Source organism: Streptomyces crystallinus (genome assembly GCF_039521265.1).
Taxonomy (GTDB): Bacteria; Actinomycetota; Actinomycetes; order Streptomycetales; family Streptomycetaceae; genus Streptomyces; species Streptomyces crystallinus.
In genome coordinates, this window is record NZ_BAAACA010000037.1 from 96,132 (window position 1) to 108,654 (window position 12,523).

Consider the following 12,523-nt stretch of genomic DNA (forward strand, 5'->3'; position numbering starts at 1 on the left):
ACACACCCCGACCTCCACCGGTTTCCCCCGCTGCTCGTCCACCGGCTGCCCCGTTGACCGTTGGGCACATGTTAGCGATCTGTTGGTGGGCGCTGATTAGATCTTTCCATCGGATCCGGACCGCCGGTGCTCGGTGGACAAACACACTCGGGGGAGTGTCACCGTCGGAACGGGACCGAAGGACAGAGAGGTCCTCGGGCATCCCAGGTGAGTGCCCGGGGACCTCGTCCGTCCGCCCGTGAGCGCCTTCTTTTGAGGCGCGGGCCGCGCCGCCCGCCCGGGCCGCCCGCCCGGGCGACGACGCTACTTCGACGGCAGGCCCCAGCACATGCCCGACAGGTCCGACTGGTCCGACAGGCCCTGGGAGGCGTCCTTGTCGAGCAGCGACGCGATGTACTCCTCCAGCCGCCCGCCCAGCACCTCGGGCGTCAGATCCGTGCGGCCGAGCTCCCGCCACGGCGCGGCGACCTTCTCGGCGTCCGGCGCGTAGGCCAGCGCGTCCAGGAGCTGCCAGTGGAGCAGCCCGCCGTCCAGGCGTCCGCCCCCGGCCCGGTAGCGCGCCACGAACTCCCGTGCGGCCCCGGCCCCGTGCAGCAGCGCGAGCGCCGTCGAGCAGTGCGCCACGTCGAGCGCGGCCGGTCCCCACGACGTCTCCACCCAGTCGACGACCCCACTGATCCGCAGCTCCTCGCCCGCGCCGCTGAACAGCACGTTCCCCGGGTGGAAGTCCCGGTGCAGGAAGCAGCCCTCGTACGGGGGCGGCGGCTGCCGGATGACGTCGACCGCGCGGCGCCAGACGTCGGGCCGGTCGGTGCCCTCGGGCACGCGCACCCGGTCGGCGGAGGTCCAGGCCTCGTACTCGCGGGGGCGGTCCGCCTCCGGCACCCGTACGCGGTGGATGTCCAGCAACTGTGCGGCGAGCAGCCCGATCCGCCGCTCCAGATCCTCCTCGTCGAGCCGGACCGCGCCCTCCAGGCGGGTCATCAGCAACGAGGGGTGATCGCAGTGCTCGCCCCGCGGGTCGACCGCCACGAGTACGGGCGCGGGCACGTCCGTCCCGGCCAGCAGCCCGAGGACATCCGCCTCGCGCGCGAGGAGACCGTGCGCGTGCCGCCGGTAGAAGGGCTTGGCGAAGGAGCGCAGCACCAGTTCGCGTGCGGCGGTGGCTGGTTCTGCTCGAACACCGTCTTCCTGAGACGGCGTACCTCCCCCCTTCTTAAGGAGGCCGTCGTCAAGGAGGCCGTCGCTTCCCTCCGTCCGGACAAGCCGCATCTGTGACGTCCAGCCGCCCCGCAACGCCACCGCGTCCCGTACGCGCTCCCCCCGCGGAAGGGACTTCTCGACCCAGCGGCGGGTCAGCTCCCAGCCGTCCGCGCCCAGGTCGTCCAGGAGCGCGTCCACGAATCGCGCGCGCTCGACCGGGTGCTCCCGGAACCACACCCCGAGCCGGTGGTGGGCGCCCTCGAAGGTCAGTCGGGTGAAGCGCGGCTCGTTCCCGGCGGCCAGCGCCTGGCTCACCGCCTCCGTGACGGCGTACGGAATGATCTCGTCCACTTTGGGTACGGCCAGCACCACCCGGGTGCGCAGCGCCCGGAAGACGTCGAGGGCGCGTGAGCCGCGCCAGCTGTCGGGCGTACGCAGGATCTCGGTGAAGCGCGAGACGGGGGCGTCGGGGGGCGTCCCCGGGGCGCCCGGTTCGGCCCCGAACGGCTCGGACCAGGCCGCGTCGGCGTACACGGCGGGCGCGCACAGGCCGATACCCGCGACCCGGGAGCCGTAGTGCGCGGACAGGTCGGCGACGGTCTGGCCGCTCATGCTGAAGCCGGTCAGGACCAGGCTCTGGCCGGGCGGGACGTACGCGTCGATCGCCGCGCGCGCCTGCCGGAAGCGGCGCTCCAGGCTCAGCTCCGCGAGGGCGCCGCTGGAGGCGCCGTGACCGGAGAAGTCGAGGGCGAGGACGCGGTGGCCCCGGGCGCGGAAGTCCTCACCCAGCTCCGCGAGCCGCGCCTTGTCGCCGCTTCCTGCGCCGTGCAGCAGGACGACGGTGACGGAGGGGACCACCCCGTCGGGCTCCGCCACCGCGCAGCTGATCCGCTCCCCGTCGAACTCCCCCACGGCTTCGGTCACTTGGGCCACTTTCAGCCACTCCCCCTCATGATCTCCGTGGCTCCCACCCTACGGTCACGGTCCGAGCGTGCGTGCTGGTCATCGGGGCGCGAGCCGAGGAGGTGGGAAGACAGGCTCCAACGTCACGGTGCCGGCGGCAGCGCCCGGCACAGGGCGTCCAGGGCTGCCGGGTAGCCGTGATCGGGCGGGGTGGCGTAGCCGACCACCAGGCCGTCCTGGGCGGGCACGGTCGCGTCCGGGTGGCGGTACCCGGCCAGCCCGTCGAGCGCGACCCCCTGCCAGGCCGCGGCCTTCAGGACCGCCCGCTCGGTGCCCGGCGGCAACCTCAGCACGGCGTGCAGCCCGGCCGCGATGCCGGTCGGCGCGATGTGCGGGGCGTGCTCGTCCAGGGCCGCGAGGAGCTGGTCGCGGCGGCCCCGGTAGCGCTGCCGCATCCGCCGCACATGGCGGTCGTACGCGCCGCTCTCGATCAGGTCCGCGAGGGTCAGCTGGTCCAGGACGCTCACCCAGGCCTCGCGCTGACCCTTGGCCGCGAGCACGGGGTCCACGAGCTGCTCCGGCAGCACCATCCAGCCGAGCCGCACCGCAGGGGACAGGCTCTTGCTGACCGAGCCGATGTAGACGACCCGCTCGGGATCGAGCCCCTGCACCGCTCCGACCGGCTCGCGGTCGTAGCGGAACTCGCCGTCGTAGTCGTCCTCCAGGATGATCCGCCCTCGCGCGCGTGCCCAGTCGACGGCGGCCGCGCGGCGCTCCGGGTGCAGCGGTCCGCCGGTCGGGAACTGGTGGGCGGGCGTGAGCAGGGCGGCCCGTACGCCCTTGAGCTCCTGGCGCTCGGTGAGCTCCTCCACGCGCGCGCCCTGCTCGTCGAGCCCGACCGGCACGGTCCGTACGCCCGCCGCGGCGAGCAGGGAGCGGTGGAAGCCGAGCCCGTACGCCTCCACGGCTAGCGGGCCGCGCAGCACCTGGCCGCCGAAGAGAAGCCGCAGGGCATGGGCGAACCCGGAGCAGATCACGACGCGGTCGGGCGTGGTCCGCACGCCCCTCACGCGCGCGAGGTAGCCGGCCAGCGCCCGGCGCAGCTCGATACGGCCCTGGGGATCGCCGGGCCCGAAGGCCTCGTTGGGGGCCGCGTTGAGCGCGCGCCGGGCGGCCGAGAGCCAGGCGCCGCGCGGAAACGATCCGGCATCCGGCTGCCCCTGCATCAGGTTGTGCGCCGGGGCGGCGGTCCGGGGCGGCACCCTCTTCGGCACGCGCGCGGGGCGGACGGGCTCGGCACGGGGCGCGACCCGGGTGCCCGAGCCCTGGCGTGCGGTGAGCCAGCCCTCGGCGACGAGCTCGGCGTAGGCGTCGGCGACGGTGTTGCGGGCGAGCCCGAGGTCGGCGGCGAGCGAGCGGTACGGGGGCAGCCGGGTGCCGGGGGCGAGGCGTCCGTCCTGGACGGCGGAGCGCAGCGCACGGATCAGGGCGGCCCGCCGGCTGCCGGATCCGGCCAGTTCCACATGGAGGTCGGCACCGATCCGCTCCGCGGAATTGACCCATGACTCCGCCATGAACACCCGTCCTCTACGTGGTCGCTACCGGTTCAGCCTAGGGGGCGCGAACACGGCCCGGGACCACGTCAAGCTCCACACTTGAACGGCACGCAAGGCGCCGGCAGCCGTGAACAACCGCAGCTCCAGCGGGACTTGAGTGGCAGTCGAGGTCGCGCCGTACTGGCCAACTGCCCCACCCGTCGGCCGGAATCCGTGGCAGGATTCCGATCCCTCGGGCGCGGGGATCGTGGGGGAAGGTCCGCGGGGGATCGAAGGACCCGGTGGTCCCGGAGCGGCCGCAGGCTCAGAGATCGATGAGGCTCACAGGGGAGAGCAAGGCATGATCACACGCAGGTCGTTCATCGGGATGGCGGGGGCCGGAGCCGCGGCCCTGTCCCTGTCGGGGTTCACCACCGCCACCGCCACGACCGCCAGCCAGTGGGACCGGCTGCGCGCGCATCTGACGGGCACGCTGGTGCTGCCGTCCGACTCCGCGTACACGGCGGCCAAGACCGTCGAGTACGGCCAGTACAGCCTCACCAACCCGCAGGCCATCGTGTACGCGGCGAACGCCGACGACGTCACCGCGAGCCTGCTCTTCGGCCAGTACCACGACATCCCGGTGACGGCCCGCAGCGGCGGCCACAGCGGCGGCGGCTTCTCGACCACCACCGGCCTGATCATCGACGTCTCCCGGCTGAACGCGGTCACCGCCGGCTCCGGCACGGCGACCGTCGGCGGCGGTACGCAGCTGGTCGACCTGGTCAACGGCCTCGGCGCGAGCGGTCTGGCCATCCCCGGGGGCATGTTCCCGACCGTGGCCCTCGGCGGCTTCCTCCAGGGCGGCGGCGTCGGCCTGCTCACCCGCCAGCACGGGCTCGGCGCCGACAAGGTGACCTCGGCGAAGGTCGTCCTCGCCAGCGGCCGCCAGGTGACCGCCTCCCCGACCTCCAACCCGGACCTGTACTGGGCGATCCGCGGTGGCGGCGGCGGCAACTTCGGCATCGTGACCCAGTACACGGTCACCCCGACCGCCGTCCCGAACCTGAACGTGGCCGAGCTGCTGTTCAGCTACGACCACGCGGTCGGCGCGATGCACGGCCTCACCCAGTGGCTGGAGTCCGCGCCGACCACGTTCGGCAGCCGCTCCAACATCGACCTGTTCGACTCGGCGGCGGGCAACGCCCCGCTGGTGACGCTGCTCGTCACCTCGGTGGGCACGCGCGCGGAGTTCGACACCGAGATCGCCCGGCTGATCGCCCTGACGGGCGCGGCCCCGATCCAGCAGAACATCTACACGGACACCTACAAGTCCGCGATGATGAAGATCTTCGGCTGCGGCTCGTACTCGCAGCAGCAGTGCCACAACAACACCTGGGACCCGGCGAACGGCAAGCTCGCCCCGTTCGGCCACGTCCTGGGCCGCGGCCGGCTGCTGAGCAGATCGCCTTCGGAGACCGAGTGGGCCCGGCTGGTCGGCGTCTTCGACACCGAGCGCACGGCCGGCCACTTCCACAAGTTCGAGATCATGGCGCTGGGCGGCGCCGCCAACAAGGTCCCGCGCACCTCGACGGCGTACGTCCACCGCGACAGCACGCTGCTGATGTCGTACTACACGTTCGCCTTCGGCATCCTCTCCGGCGACCAGCTCGCCTCCGGCCAGCGCTTCGTCGACAACGGCTTCACCGCGGTCGACCCGATCTCGCGGGGCGAGTCCTACCAGAACTTCATCGACCCGGCACTGACGGACTGGCGCGAGGCGTACTACGGCGAGAACTACGGCCGCCTGTCGTACGTGAAGTCCAAGTACGACCCGTACGGGGTGTTCTCGTTCGCGCAGGGCATCGACTGACCGGCGCCGCCTGACAGAGCGTCAAGCACCTGCACCTGAACGCCACCCGAACGAGTGAGGCCAGGTCGGAACGGTTCCGGCCTGGCCTTTCGTTACCCATCCACGACATGCGCTTTGCGACACCTTGACCTGGGGCTCTTACGGTCGAGGGGTTGCACACGCAGACGGCAGGGGCGGGTGCGGATCGACGGGGGAAGGTGCGGGGTGGGCGACGACGGCAAGGTCCTGGACATCAAGACGGCTGATCTGAAGCTGTCGGCGCCGGTGTTCCACGAGCAGGCGAAGAACCTGAGCACGGCGCTGACGAATCTGGTGAAGGCACTCGACGGCTTCGGCAAGCCGTGGGGCGACGACGAGCAGGGCAGTGCGTTCGGGGACGCGTACGAGCCGCAGCAGAAGGCGATCGAGCGCGGCGCGGGGATCCTGGTGCTCGGGCTGACGAGCATCCATGAGGCGATGCTCGACATGTCGGACGGGCACGTGGACAACGACGAGTTGATCGCCGGGATGTTCGCCAAGGTCAAGCCGCAGAAACCGCAGGAGCCGCAGCAGGGCGGTGCCGAGTGAGCATCGAGGACGAGGCCAAGAAGATCCTGCTGAAGCTCGGCATGTGGTGGCCGGACGCGAATTCGGGCACCCTGCGGCACGCGGCGCAGGCCTGGCGGACCTTCGCCGACGCGGTCGACGACGTGCGCACGCCGGTGAACAACACGGCGACCTCGCTCATCCACAACAACCAGGGTGAGGCGATCGAGACCTTCACCACGTTCTGGGAGCGGTACGCCAAGGGCAAGGACGCGGGCTGGCTCAGCGATCTGTCCAAGTCGTCGCGGAAGATGGCCGAGGGGCTGGAGAAGTTCGCGGACGCGGTCGACGACGCGATCACCAAGCTGTGGACGCAGATCGGCATCGACGCGGCGGTGATCGCGGGCGGTATCGCGCTGGCCTTCTTCACCGCGGGTCTGGCCTCCGGGGCGGCGGTCGCGGCCGCCGACGTGATCATCGAGATGGGCGCCACCTTGGGCGTCGCGGTCTCCACCACGGTCGCGGAGATCGCGGCGGGGACGCTGGTGGCGGCCGCGTTCGGCGGCGTCGAGTCGGTCACCGTCGACCTGGCCGTGGCCCAGCCCTTGAAGATCGCCACCGGTCTGCAGAGCGGCTTCAGCCTGGACGAGATCAACCAGGCCGCCAAGGACGGCATGATCTTCGGCGGTGCGCTGGGCGCCGGCAGCGGGGTCCTGAAGGCCGGCGTCGAGGGCGCGTTCACCAACCCCACCCCGTTCATGCTGCGCCCGCCCTCGCTCCGCCCCGACCTGGTGGAGCTGGGCCCCGCCGCCCGCAACGGCGAGCGCACTCCTTGTGTGGGCGAGCCGATCGACGTGGCGACCGGCGCGATGCTGATGTCGCAGACGGACCTGAGCCTGCCCGCCTCGCTGCCGTTCGTCTTCGAGCGCACCCATCTCTCCTCGTACCGGGGCGGGGTCTGCTTCGGCCCCACCTGGATCTCCACCCTCGACGAGTGCGTCCAGATCGACAGCGAGGGTGTCGTCTACGCGGGCGCGGACGGCATGCGCCTGGTCTATCCCGTACCGGCGCCGGGCGAGCCGGTGCTGCCGGTGAAGGGACCGCGCTGGCCGCTGGAGTGGGACGGCAAGCCGGACGGCGTCATGACGATCACCGACCCGGCCACCGGAGTGATCCGCTCCTTCAGCACCCCGCTCAACTCCGCGACCCCCGGCATCTTCCACCTGCCCCTCGACGCGTGGCAGGACCGCAACGGCGCCCGTATCGACATCGAGCGCAACGCGGGCGGCGTCCCCGAGGGCATCCGCCACTCCGGCGGCTACTACCTCGCCGTCGACTCCCACGGCCCCCGCATCACCGCCCTGCGCCTGCTGGAGCACGCCCCCGACCGCTACAGCGGCCAACTCCCCCCGGACGCGGGCACCGTGGTCATGCGCTACGGATACGACGACGCCGGCAATCTCAGCGAGGTCATCAACTCCAGCGGCCTGCCCCTGAAGTTCGCCTACGACGACCAGGGCCGGATGACCCGCTGGACGGACCGCAACGGCACCTGGTTCTCCTACGTGTACGACGCGCGCGGCCGCGTCACGCGCACCGACGGCGTCGACGGCATCCTCTCCGGCACCCTCACCTACGACGACGCCTCCCGCACCACCACCTACACCGACTCCCTCGGACACTCCTCCAGCCACCGCTACAACGCCGAGGGCCTGGTCGTCGAGGAGACGGACGCCCTCGGCCACACCACCCGCACCCAGTGGGACGAGCGCGGAGACAACCCCCTCACCAGCACGGACCCCCTCGGCCGCACCACGCGATACGCCTACGACGACCAGGGCAACCTCACCGAGCTCACCCTGCCCGACGGCTCGGCGGCACGCGCTCGCTACAACCCGCTGGGCCAGGCCGTCGAGGTCGTCGAGCCGGGCGGAGCCACCTGGCACCACACCTACGACGAGCAGGGCAACCTCCTCACCACCACCGACCCGCTGGGCGCCCGCACCAGCCATGCATACAACGAGCTGGGCCATCTGACCTCGGTCACCGACGCCCTCGGCGGCGTGCGCGGAGTCACCCCGAACGGGGCGGGCATCCCCGTGGCGATCACCGACGAGCTGGGCCACACCACGACCATCCGCCGTGACGCATTCGGCCGCCCGGTCGAGGTCACCGATCCCCTGGGCCACACCACCCGCACCGCCTGGACCACGGAGGGCAAGCCGTCCCGGCGCGAGCACCCCGACGGCACGACGGAGTCCTGGACCTGGGACTGCGAGGGCAACCCGCTCACCCACACCGACCAGGCCGGCCACACCACCCACCACACGGCGGGCCACTTCGATGTCCCGGCCACCCGCACCACCCCCGACGGCACCACCTACACCTTCACCCACGACACCGAGCGCCGGCTCACAGGCGTCACCAACGCCCAGGGCCTGACCTGGAGCTACACCTACGACGAGGTCGGCCGTCCGACCGCCGAGACCGACTTCAACGGCCGCACTCTCACGTACACGTACAACGCGGCGGGCGAGCTGGTCTCGCGCACCAACGGCGCCGGCGAACCCCTGCACTTCACCCGGGACCCGCGCGGCCGCATCACCGAACAGCGCTCCGGCCCGGACGCGACGACGACGTACACCTACGACCCGGCCGGACATCTGGTCCGCGCGGTCAACGCCGACGCGGAGCTCGTCCTCGCGCGCGACGCCCTCGGCCGGGTGACGGCCGAGACGGTGAACGGCCGCACCACGACGTACGAGTACGACGCCTGCGAGCGGCTCGTCGGCCGGACCACCCCGTCGGGGCTGGTCTCACGCTGGTCGTACAGCCCGACCGGGCGCCCGGTCGAACTGGTCTCGGACGCGGGCACGCTGACCTTCGCGTACGACGCGGCAGGCCGGGAGACCGCGCGCCGGATCGGCGACGGGGTCACCCTGCACCAGAGCTGGGACGCCGGGGGCCGTCTCGCCTCCCAGTCCCTCATCGCCTCGTCCGCCATCGGCCGCTCCGACCAGGCGGACCGCCTCCTCCAGCACCGCACCTACGCCTACCGTGCGGACGGCTTCCTGACCGAGATCCGCGATCTGACCTCGGGGACGAGGAAGTTCCTCACCAACCCGGTCGGCCGGGTCACAAAGGTCCGGGCGCACGGCTGGACCGAGACGTACGCCTACGACAGCTCCGGCAACCTGACCCACGCCGCCGTGCCCGCCACCGGCGCCACGAAGAGCACCGCGCCCGACGGGCCGTCCGGCGCGCGCGAGTTCGAGGGCACCCTGATCCGCCGGTCCGGGAACACGACGTACGAGCACGACGCCCAGGGGCGGCTGGTCCGGCGCATACGCAAGCTGCTCAACGGCAAGCGCCGGAGCTGGACCTACACCTGGAGCGCCGAGGACCGCCTCACCGAAGCGGTGACCCCGGAGGGTGAGCGCTGGCAGTACGCGTACGACCCGGTGGGCCGCCGCATCGCCAAGTACCGGCTGCTCGACGACGGCACCGAGGCCGAGCGCACCGGCTTCACCTGGGACGACACCCGACTCGCCGAACAGACCGCCCCCGACGGCCGGGTCACCGCCTGGGACTACGCCCCGGGCACGCACACCCCCCTGACCCAGACCGGCCACCGCCCTCTGGTCCGTACCGGCGGAGCCTCCCTCCTGTCGTCGCTGGCCGAGGACACCACCGCCGACCGCACGATCCGCTTCCACGCGGTCATCACCGACACGGCGGGCACCCCGACCGAACTGGTCGGCGCCGAGGGTGAGCTGGCGTGGCAGCACCACCACGTGCTGTGGGGCGCCCGCCGCTCCACAGCCCCGGACGACGGTTCGGCCGACTGCCCCCTGCGCTTCCCCGGCCAGTACGCCGACCCCGAAACCGGGCTGCACTACAACTACTTCCGCTACTACGACCCGGAGACCGCCCGCTATCTGTCGGCGGACCCCCTCGGCCTGGATCCCGCACCCAACCACCACGGATACGTCGACACCCCGCTGTCGATGATCGACCCGCTGGGACTGAAGACGTGCGACGAGCCGGTGCCGACGCAGAAGCCCCGGACCGGAGTGAAGGGGCTCATCAAGGAAGCCCAGCTACCGACCTCCGGGCGCATCCGATTCGTACCGTCGCAGGACGTCAATGTGAACTCGGGCCTTCCGAGGGGCACGCGCAAGGGTTATATCGACCGCTTCGGTAATGAGTGGATCAAGGGGCCGTCGCGTACGGCGGGCCAGCCGTTCGAGTGGGACGTGCAGCTGAGCAAGAAGGGCAAGGCCCAGCTCGGCTGGCTGAGCCGGGACGGCAGCCATCTGAACGTATCCCTCGACGGGGAGATCACCCACAAGTGAGACAGTGGACGGCGCAGGCGCCCGGCCGGCAGGAACGGGCACTCGGACAGCAGGAAACGGAATGACCGCCATGGAACAGCCCGCAGAAGACGCGTTCCACTTCTACGCCGAAGTGCGCATCACCGACTCCCCGCGCCGCCCGGAGCTGGCGGGCCGCCTCGGCGCGATCCTCGGCATCACCGAGCCGAAGGACCCCGAAGTCCCGCCCGCCTACGCGATCATGGTGGACGACTACGACTACACAGTGCAGTTCGAACGCCATGAGCTGACCCCGACGGGGCGGGACCGGAAGCACGAGGACTACTACTGAGCGCGCTGCGGGAAGGGAAACGCGCCGCACTTCCCCAGGCCCACCACCGGGCGGCGAAGGGGTGTGGATGAAGTACGTCGAGGCCGCCTGGGACGACGACCACCAGGGATTCTTCACGGACGCGACCGCGTATCTGGCAGCGCTCCCGGAGCTCGAAGGGGCGCTGCCGCCCGGGGCCCGCGCCTTCGCCTCCGACGCCGACCACTACCGCCGGAACGCCGTGCGGTGTGTGAAGGACCTGGAGCTCTCCGACATCCGGATCGCGACGGACAAGAGCGGCACGCTCACCCTTGAATTCGCCCCCAACCAGTGGAAGCACGAGACCGGGCTGCGCATCGTCTACCAGGGCGTGGTTCATTTCGCCATCGACTACGACCACGAGATCGACTGGATGCGGTCCGACGCCGTACTTCTCGACGAGCTCCTGCCCGCCGACGACGGCGGCTGCGTCCATGAGATCGCCCTGACCGATGCCACGATCACGGTCCGCGCCCGCGACCTCCAGGCAGTCTGGGCCGAGGCGCCCGACACGGCGGGGGCAGAGTGAGGCAGCTCACCGGGCCGTCGCGAAGCGGGCCTGCGCCGCGTCCGCTCCCGCCGCCTCGCCGTTCGCCAGCAGATGGCGGCGACGGCTCGGCGCCATATTGGTGGGGTGGGTGATGCCCCAGACCGTGCCCGCGACGATGAACTCCTTGATACGGGCGCCCGCGCGGCCGGTGATGACGGTGGACGTCATCCGGTCCTCGTGGGTCACACGCTGGAAGATCGCGTCGCGGCGGCCGAGGCTGATGCACTGGGCGGCATAACCGACCGGCGCGTCGGGCACCTTGCGCCCCGTCAGCCGCGCGGCGAGGGCGTCGGCGGCCAGCCACGCCATCGGGTTGGCCGTGGCGCAGGCCATCCGCAGCGGCTCGCCGCCCGCGCCGATGGCGTACGCGGCGTCACCGACGGCGTAGACGTCGGGGTGTGAGACCGAGCGCATGGTGGCGTCGACGACGATCCGCCCGGTGCCCGACACCTCCAGGGTGCTGGCCGCCGCGATCGGGTGGACGGTGAAACCGGCGGTCCACACCGTCACCTGCGCCGCGAGCTCGTCGCCCGCGCCGGTGACCGCGCGGTCGGCCTCGACGCGCGCGATCTCGGTCCGCTCGTGCACGGTGATGCCGAACCGGTCCAGCGCGCCGCGCAGATGGCGCTGGGCCTTGTCGCTGAGCCAGTCGCCGACGCCGCCGCGCGCGGCGAGGGACACCTTGAGCCCCGGGTGCGCCTCGGCGATCTCGGTGGCCGCCTCGATGCCGGTCAGGCCTCCGCCCACGACCAGCACGGTCCCGCCCGGCGCCAACTCGCCCAGCCGCGCCCGCAGTCGCAGCGCGGCCGGCTTGCCGGCGAGGTGGTGGGCGTACGCGGCGACGCCGGGGACGCCGTGGTCGGCGATGGTGCTGCCGAGGGCGTACACGAGGGTGTCGTATCCCAGGGCCTCGCCGCCCTGCCCGCCCCTGAGCTCGACGGTCTTGCGGTCCACGTCGACGGAGGTGACGAACGCCGTCCGGATCCGTACCCCCGTACCCGCGAACAGATCGCGCAGCGGGCGGCTCGGCAGGTCCTGCCCGCTCGCCAGCTGGTGCATCCGCACCCGCTCGACGAAGTCCGGGTCCCCGTTGACCAGGGTGATCTCGACGTCGTCGCGGTGGAGCCGCTTGGCGAGGCGACCGGCGGTGACGGCTCCGGCGTATCCGGCCCCGAGGACGACGATGCGGTGCTTCATGTCTCGCTCCTGTCAGACCTGTCCTGTCCGGCCCGGCCCTGCTGGCCCGTCCGG

8 protein-coding genes are annotated in these 12,523 nt (G+C 71.9%); 5 read left to right on the forward strand and 3 right to left on the reverse strand.

Features of this window, described 5'->3' with window-relative positions:
• Window positions 1-303 precede the first annotated feature (303 nt).
• Window positions 304-2,127: an alpha/beta fold hydrolase gene (locus ABD236_RS25710; protein ID WP_425543952.1), complete on the reverse strand. Its 1,824-nt coding sequence runs from the start codon at window positions 2,125-2,127 to the stop codon at window positions 304-306.
• Between the two features lie 122 nt (window positions 2,128-2,249).
• On the reverse strand, window positions 2,250-3,680 hold the full coding sequence (gene pdxR, locus ABD236_RS25715) for a MocR-like pyridoxine biosynthesis transcription factor PdxR (protein ID WP_344077331.1): 1,431 nt from the start codon (window positions 3,678-3,680) through the stop codon (window positions 2,250-2,252).
• Between the two features lie 322 nt (window positions 3,681-4,002).
• Here pdxR and ABD236_RS25720 point away from each other — a divergent pair, with 322 nt between their 5' ends.
• From ABD236_RS25720 to ABD236_RS25740, 5 genes are all read left to right on the forward strand, one after another.
• Window positions 4,003-5,514, forward strand: coding sequence for an FAD-binding oxidoreductase (locus ABD236_RS25720; protein ID WP_344077333.1), 1,512 nt, complete (start codon window positions 4,003-4,005; stop codon window positions 5,512-5,514).
• 204 nt (window positions 5,515-5,718) lie between these two features.
• Complete coding sequence (locus ABD236_RS25725) at window positions 5,719-6,081, forward strand: hypothetical protein (RefSeq protein ID WP_344077335.1); 363 nt, start codon at window positions 5,719-5,721, stop codon at window positions 6,079-6,081.
• Window positions 6,078-10,394: a polymorphic toxin type 17 domain-containing protein gene (locus tag ABD236_RS25730; protein ID WP_344077337.1), complete on the forward strand. Its 4,317-nt coding sequence runs from the start codon at window positions 6,078-6,080 to the stop codon at window positions 10,392-10,394. The genes ABD236_RS25725 and ABD236_RS25730 overlap by 4 nt, the downstream gene beginning before the upstream one ends.
• 61 nt (window positions 10,395-10,455) lie before the next feature.
• Window positions 10,456-10,704, forward strand: a complete 249-nt coding sequence (locus ABD236_RS25735; RefSeq protein ID WP_344077339.1) for a hypothetical protein — start codon at window positions 10,456-10,458, stop codon at window positions 10,702-10,704.
• Window positions 10,705-10,771: 67 nt separating this feature from the next.
• Window positions 10,772-11,251, forward strand: a complete 480-nt coding sequence (locus tag ABD236_RS25740) for a hypothetical protein (RefSeq protein WP_344077341.1) — start codon at window positions 10,772-10,774, stop codon at window positions 11,249-11,251.
• A 6-nt stretch (window positions 11,252-11,257) separates the two neighbouring features.
• Here the strand turns inward: ABD236_RS25740 and ABD236_RS25745 are convergent, their stop codons facing one another.
• Entirely contained in the window at window positions 11,258-12,469 is a 1,212-nt protein-coding gene (locus ABD236_RS25745) for an NAD(P)/FAD-dependent oxidoreductase (RefSeq protein WP_344077344.1), read from the reverse strand.
• Window positions 12,470-12,523: the final 54 nt, after the last annotated feature.